Annotated in this window: 16 protein-coding genes; 7 read left to right on the forward strand and 9 right to left on the reverse strand. The window is 57.7% G+C overall.

Annotated features, from left to right (window positions below):
- Window positions 1–10 precede the first annotated feature (10 nt).
- The 3 genes from ACZYSM_RS02700 to kdgD form a co-directional block, all read right to left on the reverse strand.
- Window positions 11–1,477, reverse strand: coding sequence for an MFS transporter (locus ACZYSM_RS02700; protein ID WP_489068617.1), 1,467 nt, complete (start codon window positions 1,475–1,477; stop codon window positions 11–13).
- A 64-nt stretch (window positions 1,478–1,541) separates the two neighbouring features.
- On the reverse strand, window positions 1,542–2,987 hold the full coding sequence (locus ACZYSM_RS02705; protein WP_489068619.1) for an aldehyde dehydrogenase family protein: 1,446 nt from the start codon (window positions 2,985–2,987) through the stop codon (window positions 1,542–1,544).
- A gap of 54 nt (window positions 2,988–3,041) precedes the next feature.
- Window positions 3,042–3,953 carry a 5-dehydro-4-deoxyglucarate dehydratase gene (gene kdgD, locus ACZYSM_RS02710; RefSeq protein ID WP_489068621.1) on the reverse strand — a complete coding sequence of 304 codons (912 nt, stop codon included), beginning with the start codon at window positions 3,951–3,953 and terminating at the stop codon, window positions 3,042–3,044.
- A 236-nt stretch (window positions 3,954–4,189) separates the two neighbouring features.
- On the opposite strand from kdgD, the gene ACZYSM_RS02715 reads away from it, so the two are divergent.
- Window positions 4,190–5,833 (forward strand): phospholipase, encoded by a 1,644-nt coding sequence (locus ACZYSM_RS02715; protein WP_489068623.1) that lies wholly within the window; start codon window positions 4,190–4,192, stop codon window positions 5,831–5,833.
- A 14-nt stretch (window positions 5,834–5,847) separates the two neighbouring features.
- Entirely contained in the window at window positions 5,848–6,039 is a 192-nt protein-coding gene (locus tag ACZYSM_RS02720) for a hypothetical protein (protein WP_489068624.1), read from the forward strand.
- Window positions 6,040–6,086: 47 nt separating this feature from the next.
- Here the strand turns inward: ACZYSM_RS02720 and ACZYSM_RS02725 are convergent, their stop codons facing one another.
- The 4 genes from ACZYSM_RS02725 to ACZYSM_RS02740 all read right to left on the reverse strand — a co-directional run bounded on the left by ACZYSM_RS02725 (window position 6,087) and on the right by ACZYSM_RS02740 (window position 10,624).
- Window positions 6,087–6,836 (reverse strand): FadR/GntR family transcriptional regulator, encoded by a 750-nt coding sequence (locus ACZYSM_RS02725; protein ID WP_489068626.1) that lies wholly within the window; start codon window positions 6,834–6,836, stop codon window positions 6,087–6,089.
- 148 nt (window positions 6,837–6,984) lie between these two features.
- Window positions 6,985–8,712: an ABC transporter ATP-binding protein/permease gene (locus ACZYSM_RS02730; RefSeq protein WP_489068628.1), complete on the reverse strand. Its 1,728-nt coding sequence runs from the start codon at window positions 8,710–8,712 to the stop codon at window positions 6,985–6,987.
- A gap of 96 nt (window positions 8,713–8,808) precedes the next feature.
- On the reverse strand, window positions 8,809–9,369 hold the full coding sequence (locus ACZYSM_RS02735; protein ID WP_419118086.1) for a response regulator transcription factor: 561 nt from the start codon (window positions 9,367–9,369) through the stop codon (window positions 8,809–8,811).
- On the reverse strand, window positions 9,362–10,624 hold the full coding sequence (locus tag ACZYSM_RS02740) for an ATP-binding protein (protein ID WP_489068630.1): 1,263 nt from the start codon (window positions 10,622–10,624) through the stop codon (window positions 9,362–9,364). Before ACZYSM_RS02740 ends, ACZYSM_RS02735 begins: the two co-directional genes overlap by 8 nt.
- Before the next feature lie 309 nt (window positions 10,625–10,933).
- Here ACZYSM_RS02740 and ACZYSM_RS02745 point away from each other — a divergent pair, with 309 nt between their 5' ends.
- Complete coding sequence (locus tag ACZYSM_RS02745) at window positions 10,934–11,650, forward strand: SIMPL domain-containing protein (protein ID WP_489068632.1); 717 nt, start codon at window positions 10,934–10,936, stop codon at window positions 11,648–11,650.
- Window positions 11,651–11,662: 12 nt separating this feature from the next.
- On the opposite strand, the gene ACZYSM_RS02750 is transcribed toward ACZYSM_RS02745, so the two are convergent.
- Together ACZYSM_RS02750 and ACZYSM_RS02755 are read right to left on the reverse strand one after the other, a co-directional pair.
- Window positions 11,663–11,887, reverse strand: coding sequence for a DUF6124 family protein (locus tag ACZYSM_RS02750; RefSeq protein WP_489068634.1), 225 nt, complete (start codon window positions 11,885–11,887; stop codon window positions 11,663–11,665).
- The gene (locus ACZYSM_RS02755) at window positions 11,884–12,048 is read right to left on the reverse strand and encodes a hypothetical protein (protein WP_489068636.1); all 165 of its coding nucleotides are present in this window, start codon (window positions 12,046–12,048) and stop codon (window positions 11,884–11,886) included. Before ACZYSM_RS02755 ends, ACZYSM_RS02750 begins: the two co-directional genes overlap by 4 nt.
- Before the next feature lie 936 nt (window positions 12,049–12,984).
- On the opposite strand from ACZYSM_RS02755, the gene ACZYSM_RS02760 reads away from it, so the two are divergent.
- The 4 genes from ACZYSM_RS02760 to ACZYSM_RS02775 all read left to right on the forward strand — a co-directional run bounded on the left by ACZYSM_RS02760 (window position 12,985) and on the right by ACZYSM_RS02775 (window position 18,316).
- A complete protein-coding gene (locus ACZYSM_RS02760; RefSeq protein ID WP_489068638.1) occupies window positions 12,985–14,610 on the forward strand; it encodes an ABC transporter substrate-binding protein in 1,626 nt (541 codons plus the stop codon).
- 305 nt (window positions 14,611–14,915) lie between these two features.
- The gene (locus tag ACZYSM_RS02765) at window positions 14,916–15,080 is read left to right on the forward strand and encodes a hypothetical protein (protein WP_489068916.1); all 165 of its coding nucleotides are present in this window, start codon (window positions 14,916–14,918) and stop codon (window positions 15,078–15,080) included.
- A 168-nt stretch (window positions 15,081–15,248) separates the two neighbouring features.
- On the forward strand, window positions 15,249–16,643 hold the full coding sequence (locus tag ACZYSM_RS02770; RefSeq protein WP_489068640.1) for an OprD family porin: 1,395 nt from the start codon (window positions 15,249–15,251) through the stop codon (window positions 16,641–16,643).
- A 77-nt stretch (window positions 16,644–16,720) separates the two neighbouring features.
- The gene (locus ACZYSM_RS02775) at window positions 16,721–18,316 is read left to right on the forward strand and encodes an ABC transporter substrate-binding protein (protein ID WP_489068642.1); all 1,596 of its coding nucleotides are present in this window, start codon (window positions 16,721–16,723) and stop codon (window positions 18,314–18,316) included.

Genomic DNA, 18,316 nt, shown 5'->3' on the forward strand with positions numbered 1-18,316 from the left:
ACGCCGCTCCTCAGGAGTGAGCTTGAGAAAGTTTGGTAAGTTCCGGACCGTTACTCGGCGGCTCTTTGAGCACCACACGCTTGATCGGGCCGACGATCACCAGGTAACTGAACACCGCCACCAGCGCGTTGCAACCGACAAACACCAGCGCCCATTTGAACGAGCCGGTGGAGCTGATGATGTAGCCAATCACAATCGGCGTGGTGATCGAAGCGATGTTGCCGAACATGTTGAACAGGCCGCCACTGAGGCCGGCAATCTGTTTCGGCGAGGTGTCGGACACCACCGCCCAACCAAGCGCGCCAACACCTTTACCGAAGAACGCCAGAGCCATGAAGCCCACCACCATCCATTCGATATCGACATAGTTGCAGGCGACGATGCTGGTGGACAGCAGCAAACCGCCAATGATCGGTGCCTTGCGGGCGAAGGTCAGGGAATGGCCTTTGCGCAGCAGGTAGTCAGAAATAATTCCGCCCAACACGCCACCAATAAAGCCGCAGATCGCCGGCAAGGAGGCGATGAAACCGGCCTTGAGGATCGTCATGCCGCGTTCCTGAACCAGGTACACCGGAAACCAGGTCAGGAAGAAGTAAGTGATGCCGTTGATGCAGTATTGGCCCAGGTACACGCCGAGCATCATGCGGTTGCTCAGCAGCTGGCGTACGTAATCCCACTTTGGACCGTCGGTGCGCTTGCCTTTGCCCTTGTCCTGATCCATGTCGACCAGACCGCCATTGTCGGCGATGTGCTTGAACTCGGCCTCGTTGATCATCGGGTGCTGGCGCGGGCTGTGGATAACTTTCAGCCAGATCAGCGAGAACACCACACCGATCCCGCCCATCACCACGAACACATGCTGCCAACCGAAGCGGTAGACGATCCAGCCCATCAACGGCGCAAAAATCACCGTGGCGAAGTATTGCGCCGAGTTGAAGATCGCCGACGCCGTGCCGCGCTCGGCAGTAGGGAACCAGGCGGCGACGATGCGCGCGTTACCGGGGAACGACGGCGCTTCGGCCAGGCCCACCAGAAAGCGCAGCATGAACAATGCAACGATCGCGGTGGAAACACCAAATTCACCCACATAGCCTTGCAGCACGGTGAATAGCGACCAGGTGAAGATGCTCAGGGCATAGACTTTTTTCGAGCCGAAACGGTCGAGCAGCCAGCCGCCGGGGATTTGTCCGGCCACGTAGGCCCAGCCGAATGCGGAGAAGATATAGCCGAGAGTGACGGCGTCGATGCCGAGATCTTTTTGCAGGCTGGAGCCCGCGATCGCGATGGTGGCGCGGTCGGCGTAGTTGATCGTGGTCACCAGAAACAGCATGAGCAAAATCAAATAGCGGACATGCGTCGGCTTGGTCGCTTGCATGTAGATGTACTCCCACTGATTATTTTTATGCGCGGGTGAATCTTGTATTTCCGTGTAGGAGCGAGCTTGCTCGCGATGGTCGTCAACGATAACGCGGGGCATCAGGAATGCCGCGGTGTTTGCGAGTGCATCGCGAGCAAGCTCGCTCCTACACGGGTAGTGCGTATTACGAACCGACGTAGGCCGTTTTTACAACGGTGTAGAACTCCTGCGCGTAGCGACCTTGCTCACGAGAACCATAGGATGAACCTTTTCGACCACCAAACGGCACGTGGTAATCAACGCCGGCGGTCGGCAGATTGACCATCACCATCCCGGCCTGGGAGTGGCGTTTGAAGTGGTTGGCGTACTTCAGCGAGGTAGTAGCAATGCCTGCTGACAGACCGAATTCGGTGTCGTTGGCCATCGCCAGCGCCGCGTCGTAATCCGCCACCCGAACGATATTGGCCACTGGACCGAAAATCTCTTCACGGCTGATGCGCATCTCGGCGGCGCTGTCGGCAAACAGCGTCGGTGCGAGGAAGTAACCTTCGGTATCGCAGGTCACCAAGCCACCGCCGCTGACCAGTCGCGCACCTTCGGACTGGCCGATGTCGATGTACTTCATATCCTGTTCAAGCTGCGCTTGCGAGACCGCCGGGCCGATATCAGTACCGGACTTCAACGCATGGCCGACCTTGATCGAACGCATGCGCTCGGCCATGGCTTCGACGAACTTGTCGTGGATGCCAGCGGTGACAATAAAGCGGCTGGACGCCGTGCAGCGCTGGCCGGTGGAGTAGAACGCGCTCTGTACCGACAGCTCGACTGCTTGCTTGAGGTCGGCATCGTCGAGAATGATCTGCGGGTTCTTGCCGCCCATTTCCAGTTGCACTTTGGCCTGGCGCGATACGCAGTTGACCGCGATCTGCCGACCAACGCCGACCGAACCGGTGAAGCTGATGCCGTCGACTTTCGGGCTGTTGACCATGGCGTCGCCGATCACTCGGCCGCTGCCCATCACCAGGTTGAACACGCCGGCCGGGAAGCCTGCGCGGGAGATGATTTCTGCCAACGCCCAGGCACAACCCGGTACCAGTTCGGCCGGTTTGAGCACCACGCAATTGCCGTAGGCCAACGCCGGAGCAATCTTCCAGGCAGGAATCGCAATCGGGAAGTTCCATGGCGTGATCAGGCCGACCACACCCAGCGCTTCGCGGGTCACCTCGACGTTGACGCCCGGACGCACCGACGGCAGGTAATCACCTGACAAGCGCAGGCATTCACCGGCAAAGAACTTGAAAATGTTACCGGCGCGGGACACTTCACCAATGGCTTCGGGCAGGGTCTTGCCCTCTTCCCGTGCCAGCAATGTGCCGAGTTCTTCACGACGGGCGAGAATCTCGCTGCCGACTTTATCCAGCGCGTCACTGCGTGCCTGAATGCCGGACATCGACCAGGCCGGGAACGCAGCGCGAGCGGCGTCGATCGCGGCATGTACCTGGGCCAGATCGGCCTTGGCGTATTCGCCGATGACATCGGACAACTCGGACGGATTGATATTGGTCGAGTAGTCGGCGCCAGCGACCCATTGGCCGCCGATGTAGTTATCGAATCGTTTGGTATCTGACACGGGCAATCTCCTCACGCGAAGGCCGCTGATTGCTCAGCGGCCCTGGTCAATTTTTTACTGCGGACCTTGCTTGTCGATCAAGGCCGCCAGAGCTTCGTACTCTTCTGGCAGCAGATCAGTCAGCGGGGTGCGAACGGGGCCTGCGTCGTAACCGGAAATTTTTGCTCCGGCTTTGACAATGCTCACCGCGTAACCGGACTTGCGGTTGCGGATGTCCAGGTACGGCAGGAAGAAGTCATCGATGATCTTGCCGACGGTGGCGTGATCTTCGCGGGCGATGGCGTGATAGAAATCCATCGCGGTTTTCGGGATGAAGTTGAACACCGCCGAGGAGTAAACCGGCACGCCCAGTGCTTTGTAAGCCGCGGCGTAGACCTCTGCGGTCGGCAGGCCGCCGAGGTAGCTGAAGCGATCACCGAGGCGACGACGGATCGACACCATCAACTCGATATCGCCCAAGCCATCCTTGTAGCCAATCAGGTTCGGGCAGCGCTCAGCCAGGCGTTCCAACAGCGGCGCGGTCAGACGGCAGACGTTGCGGTTGTAAACAATCACACCGATGTTTACCGATTTGCACACTGCCTCAACGTGGGCGGCAACGCCGTCCTGGCTGGCTTCGGTCAGGTAATGCGGCAACAGCAGCAAGCCTTTGGCGCCCAGGCGCTCGGCTTCTTGAGCGTATTCGATGGCCTGGCGAGTGGCACCGCCGACACCGGCAAGGATCGGCACGCTGGTGGCGCAGGTGTCGACGGCAGTCTTGATCACTTGCGAATACTCGCTGGCCGCCAGGGAGAAGAACTCACCGGTGCCGCCCGCCGCGAACAAGGCCGAGGCGCCATACGGGGCCAGCCATTCGAGACGCTTGATATAGCCTTCGCGGTGGAAATCACCCTGGGCATTGAAATCGGTAACCGGGAAAGACAGCAGACCGGAAGAGAGGATGGACTTCAGTTCTTGTGGATTCATTATTCGAACACCCTGGGAAGCAGTTTGTGATGAAAAAGTACGCCAGCCTTGGCTGATGTCGTACGTCATCGTACAACTAAAAATATAATCGTCAACTGCATTTCATCGTCGAATATGAGATCGAGGTAGGAAAAATTACCTTCTTGACGTAGGAAAGTTTTCATCTATGATCAATATTAACTGTATATTCATACAGTTAATCGAGAAAACACCTACGACATATCAAGGAGCTAGAAATGTCAGGTCTACACGCCCATTCGCAGGAACATTTGAAATACGACGGCAAAATCGTTGCTGATCTGGAAGGCCTTTTTACCGAGAGCGGCATTCCCGTTTTGGGCGATGGTGACGCTTTGATGCTGATCGCCGCCGGCCACCACAGCATCAAGTCTCACAAATCGGGACTGATCCCTAATCTGCCAACCAATGGCCTCAAAGGCTCGCCACCGCTAAGGTTCGAGGGCGGCGAGCACACCGCTATCGGCGACAGCACCCTGCTCCACTTCGTTAAAGATGCACCAGGCATTCCTGCCTGGCAGGTGCAATTGCACCTGCCCAATGGTCTGGCGCTGACCTACGGACAAATCGTTGCATTGGGGGGTGATTTCTACGGCATCCCGGACCAACCGATTTGCGAGGGTGCGACACCTGCCGATCGGCTTCAGCGTTTTCTGGCAGCGTTCAACTCTCTGGCGGCACTACCTGCTGCAAAGGACGAAGCCAGGCAAATCCTGAGCGTCATGCAGAAGGAAATCGTCGCCGCCAACCAGGCAATCAAAGACGGCAAGCAGCCGCACGAAGTCTACGACGCCCTAGGTGATACGTTGTCCGAGGAGTGGAACAAAATTACCGGTGGCGGCAGTTTCGTTTCGGCGCTGTTTCCTCTGGGGCGCTACCTCAAGCTAGCGGCGAACAACGCCGACCACTTTGGTGAATGGGCACTTCTGGCTTATACCGCCGGGCATACTGCAGCGCTTCAATTTGCGGTGCTGGCCCACAACAGCGGCGACGACACGCAACTGGAATTGGCCTACGCCATGAACGCCTTTGCCGATCACTTCTTGACCGATCTGTTTTCCGCCGGCCACATTCGCGCTCCCCGTAAACAGCTGGCGGCTGTCGTCACTCCGAGCGATCTGGGTTCGTTGATCACCCGTTTCATGCACGATGAAGACAGCAAATTCGGGCTGAATGTGGGCAATATCCAGGGTGATAAATGGCATGCCTACGGCGATAAACGCTACTTCGACACACTCGATGGCGCCAACCGCAAACTGGTCAAACTGGCCGTGCAACATTCGGCGGACGAAGTCTTCGACGCATTCATCAGTGGTATTGCGCCGCAGCCTGCCAACTACGTTGCGTTGAAGTACATTCCAGACCTGAAAGCCGCGCAAAACCCGTCCGGAAATTTCTCACCACTGTTCGTCATGGACGGGGACAAAGTGATGCGCCGCAACGACGTCAACAACCTCAACGACACCCGTCTGATCAGTGATTGGTGGGGCTGGAGCACTTATCTGCTGCTCAAGGACTACAAACCGAACAAACCTTCTGGCTACCTGGAGTCACCTACTGTCGCGCCGACCATCATGGCCGATGGCTGGCAGAGCCATACACCCAGCGAACCCAACTGGTTGCCGGGCAACGCCGTGCGTTATGCCTTCAGCTTCACCAATGGCTTGAACGAGTCCTATATCGGCCCGTGGTCGGCTTTTGCGGAGTTGAACGAGAGCTTTCAGCCGACACTGAGCGTGCCGGCGGATACGGCTATCAACGCTACCGGCCGTAATATCTTTCGGCAGTTCAGAGGCGGTTCACCGGAGCTGATCGGCTCACTCGACAAGCAAACCACCCTCTTCATTGACCGCAACGCGTGATAAGGAAATCACTGATGACTATTAATCTGACCCTCGAACTGGCCTCAGGCCAATCCCTCAAAGGTGCACCACTGGAACTGCTTGCCAACGGCGTACCGATTGCCCGGGCGAGCGTGGATGAGCAAGGGAATGTGGCGTTCAACGCCAAGCCAGGCGCAGGAGCGCTGGCGGTGAGAGTGGATCGTTCGATTCTAAAGACTGGCTGATGATCGTTCCCACGCAGAGCGTGGGAATGATCAGTGCTCTCTCCCACCTACCCCCGCTGCGCCTCTGCCTCTTCATGGGCATGGCGCAGGCGTTCTCGGCTGTTGGTCAGGTGCAGGCGCATGGCCGCACGGGCTGCGTCCGAATCCTGGCGAGCAATCGCTTCATAAATTTCTTCGTGCTCACGACTCAAACGACTCATGTAGTGCTGCTGGTCATCATGGGCCAGACGTGCCGAGTTCAGCCGCGTACGCGGAATGATGCTGGTGCCAAGGTGAGTCATGATGTCGGTGAAGTAACGGTTGCCAGTCGACAGCGCGATCTGCAGATGAAACTGAAAATCCGACGCCACCGCATCACCGGCACGGGCTGCACTTTCGTTCAACGCATCCAGTGCCGCTCGCATGGCCGCCAATTGCTCGGTGCTGCGACGTTGCGCCGCGAGGCCTGCTGACTCCACTTCCAGACTGATGCGCAGTTCAAGAATCGCCAATACATCGCGCAAGGTCACCACGGTCGCCGGATCAATACGGAAACCGCTCGGGCTCGGTGTGTCCAGCACAAAGGTGCCGATACCGTGACGAGTCTCGACCTGCCCTGCGGCCTGCAAGCGGGAAATCGCTTCGCGCACCACCGTGCGGCTGACGCCATGAGCCTCCATGATCGCCGACTCGGTGGGCAACTTGTCGCCACGCTGCAGCTGACCGTCACGAATCTGCTCGGACAGTACCGTCACCAGTTCCTGCGCGAGGCTGCGGCGCTTGCGTGGAAGGCGTGGCGCGTCGATCTGGTTTTCCATGGTGAACATCTTTCTCGGCAAACGGCTGGATTCGCATCATAGCTCACCTGAGTTGTACGATCACTGCCCCTGTGAACCACCATCCCGTAGGCGACGATCTTTCAAGATCAAAAGATCGTCTGAACGCAGCCCGAACCTGCGGCAGCTCCTACGCCGTTACTGTTTGCTCAACCAAGTGACCACCCTCGATGCGCACATGCCGTGGGTGGAAACGCTTGAGGCTGCTGCGATGCCCTACGCTGACGATGCTCAAGCCCGGCAACTGATGAATCAAGGCTTGATAGAGCGCCGCTTCGTCCTCTTCATCCATCGCCGAGGTCGCTTCATCCATGTACAGCCAATGCGGGGCATAGAGCAGCGCGCGGGCAAAGGCCAAGCGTTGCTGTTCGCCCGGTGACAACATGCGCTGCCAGTGATTGCTCTCATCCAGGCGCGGGATCAGGTGCGGTAAACGGCAGGTCTCCAGCACTTGCACGTAACGCTCGTGAGGATAAACGTCACCCGGCTGTGGATAACTCAGTGCTTCGCGCAGGCTGCCAATGGGCAGATAAGGCTTTTGCGGCAGGAACAGATAACGCTGGGCCGGCACGCGGATATTGCCGTGACCGTTGGGCCAGAGGTGGCCCATGGCACGCAACAAGGTACTTTTGCCGCTACCGGAACGGCCGCTGAGCATCAGTCGCTCACCCGCCGCAACACTCATGTTGGCGCCGGCCAGTAAATGACGGCCGTCAGCCAGGTCCAGCCCCAGGTTGTGCACTTTCAGCTCATCGCCCTGGCTCTGTACATCGATTGCCGGCGGCCGGTCTTCGTTGTCAGTCATGGCCTGGTGGAAGCTCAGCAACCGGTCACAGGTGGCGCGCCACGCTGCGAGCTCGGAGTAAGCGGTGATGAACCAGCTGAAATTCTCCTGAACGTTGCTGAACGCCGAGTTGATTTGCATCAGCTCGCCGAGCTCGATCTTGCCGGTAAAGTAACGCGGTGCCGCGACAATGAACGGGAAGATAATTGCGATCTGCCCATAACCGGCCGTGAAGAATGTCAGCCGTTTTGACACCCTCATGATGTCCCAGAAGTTGTGCCAGACCATGCCGAAACGAGTACTCAGCCGCTTGTTCTCGTTCGGTTCGCCGTTATACAGCGCAATGCTCTCAGCATTTTCACGAACCCGGACCAGGGAAAAACGCAGATCAGCTTCGAAGCGTTGTTGTTGGTTGTTCAAGCTGATCAGGCGCTTGCCGATCAGATGAGTCAGCCAACTGCCGACCACCGCATACACCAGCGCACACCAGAACATGTAGCCGGGAATGGTGTAGCCGAAGACCTCGATACTGCCCGACACACCCCAGAGAATGATCGAGAACGACACCAGACTGACCACCGTGCGGATCAACCCCAGCCCAAGGCTCAACGTGTTGGAGGTAAAACTGTTGAGGTCTTCGGATATCCGTTGGTCCGGGTTATCGGTGTAACCGCCCTGCTCCAACTGGTAATAGTTCTTCTGGCCGAGCCAGCGGGCGAAATGCTGTTCGGTCAGCCAGGCCCGCCAGCGAATGGTCAGCATCTGCGTCAGGTACAACCGATACACCGCCCCGAGAATGGCCACCGCGGCGATCCCGCAGAAATACAGAATCAACTGCCAGAACGCAGCGTCGTCCTTCTTTTGCAGCGCGTTATAGAAGTCTTTGTACCAACTGTTGATCCATACCGAAATCGCCACGCTGAACAGCGATAGTGCGATCACGGCTATCAGCAGCGTCCAGGCTTTGACCTTCTCCTCACTGCGCCAGTACGGCGTAGTCATGCGCCAGACCCGGCGCAGGAATTGCCCACGCACAGCATCGTTGACCGCAGAATATTCAGCGTTCTGATTCATTGTTCAGGCTCTATAGGGAAAAGAACACGCGTCGAACCGATCATAGATGATCGGCCCGGGTTACCGCGAGTCTGGAGATAGTCGTTCAGCGCCCGTTCAGCGGCGAACGGGACGCTTCTGCAGTTTGCGCTGCAGGGTGCGACGGTGCATACCCAAGGCGCGCGCAGTGGCGGAGATGTTGCCTTCGTGCTCGGTCAGCACGCGCTGGATGTGTTCCCATTGCAGGCGATCCACCGACATCGGGTTTTCCGGCACCAGAGTGTCGAGGTCGGCATGCTCGGAAAGCAGCGCGGCCAGCACGTCATCGGCGTCCGCCGGTTTGCACAGGTAATTGCAGGCGCCGCGCTTGATGGCCTCGACGGCAGTGGCGATGCTCGAATAGCCGGTCAGGATCAGCACACGCATTTCCGGGTCGAGCTCGAGCAGCTTGGGCAGCAGCACCAATCCCGAATCGCCGTCCATTTTCAGATCCAGCGCCGCGTAGTCCGGAATGTCCTGCTGGGCGATGGTCAGGCCCTCTTCAGCGGAACCTGCGGTGCTTACGCGAAAACCGCGGCGGCTCATGGCGCGTGCCATGACGCGGGTAAAGGTAGCGTCGTCGTCTACCAGCAATAAATGCGGCAGTTCTTCGCCTTCGACTTGGATCTCGTCACTCATGTTCGTCTCCTCGGGCGACACGGGGCAGGCGCAGCTCGGTGAGCGTACCGCCTTCCTCATGACTGTAGAGTTTCACTGAGCCACCGGCGCGTGTCACGCTGGCCTTGCTCAAAAACAGGCCCAGGCCGAAGCCTTTGCCCTTGGTGGTAAAAAATGGCTTGCCGATCTGCTCGGCAATTGCCAACGGCACACCGGCGCCGTGGTCACGAATACTGATGGTGAGGTTTTCGGCATCCCAGTCCAGATGCACTTCCAGGCCTTCGGGACAGGCATCGGCGGCGTTGTTCAACAGATTGAGCAAGGCCTGGGTCAGGTCCGGCGGCGGCGCCAGACGCGGCACCGCGCCCTGGCCCAGGCGCTGGAGGCGATAACTGGCCTCCGGTCGCATCAGGTGCCAGCGGTTCAACGCTTCGTCAAGCCAATCGGTGACGTCCTGCATGTCCACCGCCAAACGGCGATTGGCTTCGGCGGCGCGGACCAATTGCTGCAAGGTCTCTTTGCACAGCTTGACCTGGTCCTGGAGCACGCTCAAATCGTCCTGCAGCAGCGGGTCGTGATGGTCCTGGCGCATCTCCTTGAGCAGTACACTCATGGTCGCCAGCGGTGTGCCCAGCTCATGGGCGGCACCAGCGGCTTGAGTGGCCACGGCCAGCAGTTGCTGATCGCGCAGGCCTTCTTCACGGCGGATCGCCCGCAACTCTTCCTGACGACGCAGTTCCTCGGCCATCCTCGCCGCAAAAAAGGTGATCACCGCCGCGGCGAGGGCAAAGCTCAACCACATGCCGTAGATCTGCATCTTTTCCCGGGCGATCGGGAAGGTCTCCAGCGGGTAGAACTGCGCCAGCAGCAAGGTGTACATCGCCAGAGCGATGCCGGAAAGGATCACTGAATAGCGCCATGGCAAGGTCACTGCGGCGATGGTCAGCGGCACCAGGTAATAGGAAACGAAGGGGTTGGTCGAACCACCGGAGAAATACAGCAAGGCACTGTGGATAAACAGGTCGCAGGCCAGCTGCACGGCGTATTCCAGCTCCGTCACCGGCCACGTGGTACGCAGGCGAATGGCAGTGAAAGCACACAGCAACATCGAGCAACCGAGGGTCGCCGCCAGTTGAAACCAAGGCAGGGGCAGCAGATCGAACCAGTAGGCGAGCCCCACCGAACCGGCTTGGGCGGCCAGTACCAAAGTGCGGATGAAGGTCAGACGCCAAAGGTTCTGGCGAGTGGCGGAAAGTAGTTGAACGGGGGCGAGCATGAGCTCTCCTGATGAGCGCTCCAGGCGGATCGCGACGAGTATAACCAAGCAGCGCCCTGCACAGGCAAACTGCGGCAAACGGCCACATGGCGATGAGGTCTGTGGTGAATGTGATGCCGCCTTCGCGGGCAAGCCCGCTCCCACTGGTTTGTGGGGTTCTTGTGGGAGCGGGCTTGCCCGCGAAGCAGTCACCTCGGTTTCACATGTATAGAAGTTGTAACCGGGTGAACCGGACAATAAAAGCTACAGTCTGATGGTTTCACGCAGGTTCGGACCCTAATCCCTGCGGATCGCACTCAAGGAGTTTTCATGCATACATTCAGTCGCAGCGCCGCCCTTCTCGCTCTCAGCGCTGGCACCCTCGCCAGCCTGCCAACGCTGGCCGCCGATGAACTTCATTACAACCAGATTTCCCTGCGCGCCGAAGTCAGCCAGGAAGTGGCCCGCGACCTGATGATCGTGACCCTCTACAGCGAAGAGCAGAACGCCGACCCGGCCAAACTCGCCGCTGACATCAGCACCACCATGAACAAGGCGCTCGCCCAGGCCAAACAGGTCAAGGAAGTGACCTTGCGTCAGGGCAGTCGCAACAGCTACCCGATCTACGACACCAAGGGCCAGAAAATCACCGGCTGGCGCGAACGTGCCGAACTGCGCCTGGAAAGCTCGGACTTTGCCGCTCTGTCGAAATTGACCGGCGAATTGCTGACGGATCTGAAAATGGGCGGCATGGATTTCGCCATCGCCAATCCGACCCGCAAGGCCAGCGAAGATGCGTTGCTCAAAGAAGCCGTCGGGGCCTTCAAGGCCCGCGCGCAACTGGCCACAGAAGCGCTGGGCGGCAAGGGTTACAAAATCGTCAACCTGAACCTCAACAGCAACGGCTATCCGCAACCGTACATGCGCGCTCCCATGATGATGAAAGCCGCCAGCATGGATTCAGCGCCGGTAACCCCGCAAGTCGAAGCCGGCACCAGCCAGGTCAGCATGACGGCTGATGGTGCGATTGAAGTGTTGATGCCTTGAATCGACGGTGAGTCAGTCAGCCTTTGTGTTGACTGTACCGCCGTCATCCAGCGCTTTATCCACCAACAACTTACTCAACTTGATCATCTGATAAATCCCCAACACCACGCCGCGCTGCGAGTCTTCGAGATCGAAGGCCAGGTCGCAGGCGATGGCATTGGCGCTGGCAAGCGTCTCGGAGGCGTTGGCCAGCAGCATTTCGGTGTCGAGGTCGCAGGCTACGGTGAAGATATTCACCGGCTGGGTGTCTGGGGTCTGGACTTGTCGAGTGGCGGCGCCAAGTAGTGATCAGGGGCTCGATCCGCCGCGGCACGGTCCTTGAGCAGGTCTTCGGCGCTCTGGACATCGCAAAGGGGGGTAGTTTTATTGAAGGCTAGCTCTGGAATTATTTTGTCCATGTATCTGCTCCTAATCTAAATGGAGTCGTCACTTGCCGTTATGGTGGCGAGGCTATGCGCCTACTGATTTCAAGATCCCACGCCTGATCGCCGACCTGCAGCGACGGCCAAAGATTAGATGTCCGCCCAAACCCAACGCAACTGCCAAAACTCATCAGAAACTTCTCCCACGCAGCCTCAGCCGACAGTGTTTTCTGTAGGAGCTGCCGAAGGCCGCGATCTTGGCTGTTTCATAGGCACCGAAGTTGTTGCGCGAACGAAGATCAAAAGATCGCAGCCTTCGGCAGCTCCTACAGGGGGAACGCGTACACCCTACAAACAGGCCGGCCGGTTGGCCGCCTCGCTTTTGATCTTGATCTACCCGCCCCTTCGGAAGGCCGAGTGGAGGTGTTTATCAGGGGGGTGGCGCGAAGCGCTGTCAGCGAAGCTGACTCCGCCGCATTGCGGCGCCCCATGATGGGCACCGAAGCGAGGGAACGCCGAGCCGTAGCGAGGTGCCGTACGCTCGGGGCGAAGTCTTTTGGTTACTTTTTGGCGTCTGAAAAAGTGACTCGCTGTAAGAGCGAAACCATTAGCAGCCGTTACCGCAGGAATGGATATGTACACCATCAAAAAATAGGCCGGCTGTCAGGCCGCCATCGCGAGCAAGCCCGTTCCCACAGGGTATAAATAAGTAACACCTTCGCTCCAACCGGGTGCGCCAGACGCTCTGGCCGCCCTCATTCGGTGCGTCGAACGCACCGAAAAAACCGCTCGCAAACGGTTAAATGCGCCAGCTTTTATACATATGCGACATTCGTGTACGTTCGTGCCACTGTTTGAGGCTTGTGGCCGCTCTGGATCTTGCATTGGGTATGGGCCCTGCATAAGTATCCGCAGGTCGACTCACGAGGTCGTCCTCTAATTCCAAAAATGACAACAAATCATGAGGCCACCATGCTTAAACACGCGGTCATTCCGTTTTTAGTCGGCGCAGGCTTATTAGCTAGCGCACCTTTCGCCCAAGCGGCGACTAACCTGGTGTTTTGCTCCGAAGGGAGCCCGGCCGGTTTTGATCCTGGTCAGTACACCACCGGAACCGACTTCGACGCCTCTGCAGAAACCATCTACAACCGCCTCAGCCAGTTCGAACGTGGCGGCACCGCCGTTGTTCCTGGCCTGGCGACCAGCTGGGACATTTCCCCGGACGTGCTGACTTACACCTTCCATTTGCGCGAAGGGGTGAAATTCCACACCACGCCGTACTTCAAGCCGACTCGTGATTTCAACGCCGACGACGTGCTGTTCACTTTCAATCGCATGATTGACAAGGACATGCCGTTCCGCAAAGCGTACCCGACCGAATTCCCGTACTTCACCGACATGGGGATGGACACCAACATCACCAAGATCGAGAAGATCGACGACCACACCGTCAAGTTCACCCTGAAAACCGTTGATGCGGCGTTCATCCAGAACATGGCCATGAGCTTCGCCTCCATCGAATCCGCCGAGTACGCCGACAAGCTGCTCAAGGAAGGCAAGGCCCAGGACATCAACCAGAAGCCTATCGGCACTGGCCCGTTCGTGTTCAAGAGCTACCAGAAAGACTCCAACATCCGGTTCACGGGTAACAAGGACTACTGGAAGCCTGAAGACGTCAAGATCGACAACCTGATTTTCGCCATCACCACCGACCCGTCGGTGCGCATGCAGAAGCTGAAGAAGAACGAGTGCCAGATCACTCTGTTCCCACGTCCAGCCGATCTGAAGGCGTTGAAAGAAGACAAAGACCTGAAGATGCCGGATCAGGCAGGCTTCAACCTTGGTTACATCGCCTACAACGTGATGGACAAGATCAAGGGCAGCGACCAGCCAAACCCTATGTCCCAGCTCAAAGTGCGTCAGGCGCTGGACATGGCGGTGAACAAGCAGCAGATCATCGACTCCGTGTACCAAGGTGCTGGTCAACTGGCCGTCAACGCCATGCCACCAACCCAATGGTCCTACGACACCACCATCAAGGATCAGCCGTACAACCCTGAGAAAGCCCGCGAGCTGCTCAAGGAAGCCGGGATCAAGGAAGGCACCGAGATCACCCTGTGGGCGATGCCGGTTCAACGTCCGTACAACCCGAACGCCAAGTTGATGGCCGAGATGCTGCAGTCCGATTGGGGCAAAGTCGGTATCAAAGCCAAGATCGTCACCTACGAATGGGGCGAGTACATCAAGCGTTCCAAAGGCGGCGAAAACGGCGCGATGCTGATTGGCTGGAGCGGCGACAATGGTGATCCGGACAACTGGCTCGGCACTCTGTTTGGTTGTGATGCCCTGAACGGCAACAACTTCTCCAAATGGTGCAACGCCGACTTCGACAAGTTGGTCAAAACCGCCAAAGCAACCCCTGACCAGGCTAAGCGCACCGAACTGTACAAGCAGGCGCAACACCTCCTCAAAGACCAAGTCCCGATGACACCTATCGCACACTCGACGGTGTTTCAACCCATGCGCACGTCCGTGCAGGATTTCAAGATCAGCCCATTTGGCTTGAACTCCTTCTACGGCGTCAGCGTCAGCAAATAAGGTCTGGTAACGGCGGCGTCTCTGACGTCGCCGTTGCTTTACCTGCCAGGACCGCAGAATTCGCTTACATCCAAAACCACTGCGTACTACAGCATTGGCTTTAGGACGTATTGCCTTTTGCTACGCGCCCTTCAGGTCTCACGCATTTACTGCCTAGCCTGCGACTCATACCGTCGAGGCATGGCAGTTCTGCGATTTTGGCCGGCACTGCTGCACGCGATGGTTTGGGATCAGTGATACCCGCACGCCCCACGGACGGGACGATTGCCCGCTGATCAAGACACTAATTAGAGAGAGGGAGCGTCATGCGCCATACCTTGGTTTTATCCGCCTTGCTGCTCAAGCAGCAAGGACCGATCACACCTATCGCCCACTCAACGGTCAACCAGCCGTTGAACGCCAAAGTCGAAGGTTTCAAGGTCAACCCCTTCGGCCGTAGCGTCTTTTCGGGTGTCGGCATCACGCCATAAACACGTAATCAAATTCAGGAGAGCGAATGCCGCTCTCCCGCAAGCGTGCAGCCTGAATTCGGCGAATTGGCCATCAGCAAACGTTTGCGATGCTTTGTTTGAGTTAAAAACCAATAGCCGGACTATCAATAACCGGCATCTAAAAAAAGAAAGAAAGGAGCTTCACCCATGAAACTGAGCAGCACCGCGCTATTAGCCTTGGCCATCAGCAGCATTACGGCTACCGCCCATGCAGAAAGCGCAAGCCAGGACTTTTTCCCAACCCAGCTGAACAGCACCAGCGCACAGGCCGACACCAAGGGGTTTATCGAAGGGCAAAGCCTGTCGGGGACTACTCGTAACTGGTATGCCAACGAGTTGAAGCGTCGTGACGACCGCTTCAAATATCAAAAAGACGGCGCGCTCACCACGACCCCACGTCGTATCAACTGGGTTCAAGGCACGATCCTCAATTACACCTCGGGCTTTACCCAAGGCACTGTAGGTTTCAGTACTGAGGTCGCGGCCTACAACGCGATTGCTCTGGATGGCAGCCGCCACGACGTTGCTGCTGGCAACGGCGGCGCTAGCGGGAGCAACCGTACGCTGACTGACAGCAGCGGTGATCCGGTAGATCAATGGAGCAAGCTCGGTCTGGCGAACGTCAAGGCACGTGTTTCCAACACCACCCTGACCGCCGGTCGCCAGAACTTCAGCTCACCGATTGTCGATGTCATCGGCAACCGTCCTCTGCCTTCAAGTTTCGAAGGCGTGAGCATCCACAGCGAAGAGTTCAATAACCTGTCTTTCGACATTGGCACTTTCGACCGTGTGTCTCCACGAACCGAGCAAAGCCTGGCGAAATTCCGCTCTGAATATTCAAACATTGATGTTGAATCCGACCATGTAAACATCGCAGGTCTCAACTATCAGCCGTTCAAAAGCCTGAAGACCAGCCTGTACGCCTCGAATGTCGAAGACTTCTGGAATCAGTACTACTTCGGTGCAGTTCATGAACTGGGCGACAGCTCGGTGCTGAGCCTGACTTCCGGCCTGAACTACTACAAGACCGTCGACACCGGCAAAAAGAAAATGGGTGAAATCGACAACGACGCCTACTCCCTGTCGTTCGGCCTGACCCACCAGGCCCACAGCCTGACCTTCTCGTTCCAGCAAATTGCCGGTGACGAGTACTTCGACTACCTGCACGAAACCAACGGCATCTACCTGGCCAACTCCCTGCTGTCGGACTTTAACGGCCCGAACGAGAAGTCCTTCCAGATTGCCTACGGCCTCAACATGGCTGAATACGGCGTGCCTGGCCTGAAGTTCAACATCTACCAGGCCCGCGGCTGGGGCATCGACGGTACTCACTACACCGGCACGGCCTATGACGTGAAGAGCCTGGATGGCGAGCACCACTATGAATACGGCATTGGTACTTCCTACGCCGTACAGAGTGGCCCGCTGAAAGCCACCGCCATTCGTGCCACCTACACCACGCACCGCGCCAGCGAGAACCAGGGTGACGGCAACATCAACGAATTCCGTCTGGTCACCACCATTCCATTCAACATTCTCTAAAGCGCCAGTTGAAGGGCTGATTCATGACGAATCAGCCCTTCAAGCTAGTCTGTTCAATTGATAGCAGAGGGTTCCTTATGAAGATGCTCCCCTTACAAGTCGCCATCGCCACCGCGCTGTTGAGTATCGCTGTCGGTATTTCGGCCAAGCCCTTGGTGGTCTGCACCGAAGCCAGCCCCGAAGGCTTCGATATGGTCCAGTACACGACTGCAGTCACAGGCGATGCGGTGGCCGAAACCATCTTCAATCGTCTGGTGGACTTCAAACCAGGTACCACCGAAGTGATACCCGCACTTGCCGAGTCTTGGGAAATCAGCCCGGATGGGCTGAGCTACACCTTCCACCTACGACCCGGGATCAAGTTCCATACCACTGATTACTTCACGCCGACCCGTGACATGAATGCCGACGACGTGGTCTGGAGTTTCCAGCGTCAGCTGGACCCAAAGCACCCGTGGCATGACAAGTCCAGCGTGGGCTTCCCATATTTCGAAAGCATGGGTTTCAAAGAACTGCTGAAAAGCGTCGAGAAAATCGACGACCACACTGTTGTATTCACCCTGACCCGTCGCGAAGCACCGTTCCTGGCCGACCTGGCCATGGCCTTCTCCTCGATTTTCCCGGCCGAATACGCTGACCAGTTGCTCAAGGCCGGCAAGACCAACGACCTGAACAGCAAACCCATCGGCACCGGCCCATTCATCTTTACGCGCTACGCCAAAGACGCCCAGGTGCGCTTCAAGGCCAACCCGGATTACTTCCGTGGCAAACCACCGGCCGACACCCTGATCCTGGCCATCGCCACCGACAACAACGTACGGTTGCAGAAGCTCAAGGCCAACGAGTGTCAGATCGCGCTGTATCCAAAACCGGATGACATCCCGAGCATCAAGGCCGACCCAAACCTGAAGGTCGACGAACTGGCGGCCATGACCACTAGCTACACCGCCATGAATACCACCCGTAAATACATGAGCGACGTGCGAGTCCGGCAGGCGATCAATATCGCTTTCGACAAGGAAGCCTACGTCAACAGCCTGTATGGCAAGGGCAATGCCGTTGTCGGCACCGGTCCTTATCCGCCAACCCTGCTAGGCTTCAACGACACATTGAAAAACCCGCCTCGCGACCTGGACAAGGCCCGTGCGCTGCTCAAGGAGGCCGGTGTGGCTGAAGGGACAGTCCTCACCCTGTTCACCCGCAACGGCGGCGGCCCGACCAACCCCAACCCGCTGCTCGGCGCACAGATGATGCAGTCGGACCTGGCAAGGGTCGGCATCAAGCTCGACATCCGCGTCATGGAGTGGGGCGAAATGCTCAAACGCGCCAAGAATGGCGAACATGACATGGTCTCGGCCGGCTGGGCAGGCGACAACGGTGACCCGGATAACTTCCTGACCCCGAACCTGAGTTGCGATGCAGCGAAAAACGGCGAAAACTACGCCCGTTGGTGTAACAAAGAGTTTCAGAACTTGATCGACAAGGCCCGCGCGGGCACTGAACCGACAGAACGTGCGGCGCTTTATGAAAAAGCTTTGGTGACGTTCGATCAGGACCAACCATGGATCCCCATGGCCTACCCGAAAATGTTCACCGCAATGCGCAAGAACGTAGAGGGTTATCACATTAGCCCCCTCACCACTAATAACTTCGCTACCACCCAAGTGAAGTAG

The sequence above is a fragment of the Pseudomonas sp. F220 genome, from assembly GCF_057813935.1.

Bases quoted from the DNA above. Each gene is read 5' to 3' on its own strand.
- ACZYSM_RS02745 (WP_489068632.1), top strand. From the start codon at position 10,934: ATGCATACATTCAGTCGCAGCGCCGCCCTTCTCGCTCTCAGCGCTGGC.
- kdgD (WP_489068621.1), bottom strand. From the start codon at position 3,953: ATGAATCCACAAGAACTGAAGTCCATCCTCTCTTCCGGTCTGCTGTCT.
- ACZYSM_RS02740 (WP_489068630.1), bottom strand. From the start codon at position 10,624: ATGCTCGCCCCCGTTCAACTACTTTCCGCCACTCGCCAGAACCTTTGG.
- ACZYSM_RS02720 (WP_489068624.1), top strand. From the start codon at position 5,848: ATGACTATTAATCTGACCCTCGAACTGGCCTCAGGCCAATCCCTCAAA.
- ACZYSM_RS02765 (WP_489068916.1), top strand. From the start codon at position 14,916: ATGCGCCATACCTTGGTTTTATCCGCCTTGCTGCTCAAGCAGCAAGGA.
- ACZYSM_RS02725 (WP_489068626.1), bottom strand. From the start codon at position 6,836: ATGGAAAACCAGATCGACGCGCCACGCCTTCCACGCAAGCGCCGCAGC.
- ACZYSM_RS02730 (WP_489068628.1), bottom strand. From the start codon at position 8,712: ATGAATCAGAACGCTGAATATTCTGCGGTCAACGATGCTGTGCGTGGG.
- ACZYSM_RS02760 (WP_489068638.1), top strand. From the start codon at position 12,985: ATGCTTAAACACGCGGTCATTCCGTTTTTAGTCGGCGCAGGCTTATTA.
- ACZYSM_RS02715 (WP_489068623.1), top strand. From the start codon at position 4,190: ATGTCAGGTCTACACGCCCATTCGCAGGAACATTTGAAATACGACGGC.
- ACZYSM_RS02755 (WP_489068636.1), bottom strand. From the start codon at position 12,048: ATGGACAAAATAATTCCAGAGCTAGCCTTCAATAAAACTACCCCCCTT.
- ACZYSM_RS02700 (WP_489068617.1), bottom strand. From the start codon at position 1,477: ATGCCCCGCGTTATCGTTGACGACCATCGCGAGCAAGCTCGCTCCTAC.
- ACZYSM_RS02735 (WP_419118086.1), bottom strand. From the start codon at position 9,369: ATGAGTGACGAGATCCAAGTCGAAGGCGAAGAACTGCCGCATTTATTG.
- ACZYSM_RS02775 (WP_489068642.1), top strand. From the start codon at position 16,721: ATGAAGATGCTCCCCTTACAAGTCGCCATCGCCACCGCGCTGTTGAGT.
- ACZYSM_RS02770 (WP_489068640.1), top strand. From the start codon at position 15,249: ATGAAACTGAGCAGCACCGCGCTATTAGCCTTGGCCATCAGCAGCATT.